This window comes from Nonomuraea aridisoli (assembly GCF_003236395.1).
Lineage (GTDB): Bacteria > Actinomycetota > Actinomycetes > Streptosporangiales > Streptosporangiaceae > Nonomuraea > Nonomuraea aridisoli.
In genome coordinates this window covers 1-411 of record NZ_POUD01000697.1, presented here as the reverse complement: position 1 = coordinate 411, position 411 = coordinate 1, and the positions used below count along the sequence as shown (strand labels likewise).

Annotated in this window: 1 pseudogene; it reads left to right on the top strand. The window is 72.0% G+C overall.

Going from position 1 to position 411, the window contains the following annotated elements:
- Positions 1-327, top strand: a pseudogene (locus C1J01_RS48800) (radical SAM protein); the annotation flags it as partial.
- Positions 328-411 lie beyond the last annotated feature (84 nt).

The window sequence follows — 411 nt, the reverse complement described above, 5'->3', positions numbered from 1 at the left end:
GTGTTGCCGTTGCTGAGTGACGCGGCGGATCAGCTGGGGGCGACGGTGCGGCGGATCGCGTCGGCGGGGGCGCGGGTGGTGGAGCCGGTGGTGTTGCGGCTGCCCGCGGGGACGCGTGAGTGGTATCTGGAGTGGCTGGTGCAGGCGCATCCGCAGTTGGTGGGGCGTTATGAGGAGTTGTACGACGGTGCGGGGTTGCCGTCGCCGCAGTATGAGGGGCGGATCACGGAGCAGATCGGCGAGTTGTGCCGGGTGTACGGGATGGCGTGCGGGGCGCCGGAGCCGGTTCGGGTGCGGCCGCGGGCGGCGCAGCTGACGCTGGTGTGAGGGCGCGCGGCCGGGGTGTGCGGGGCGTTCGGTGGGGCCCTCTCCCCTACGGTTGTTCAGTTCCGTTCGCCGGTGGCCCAGATG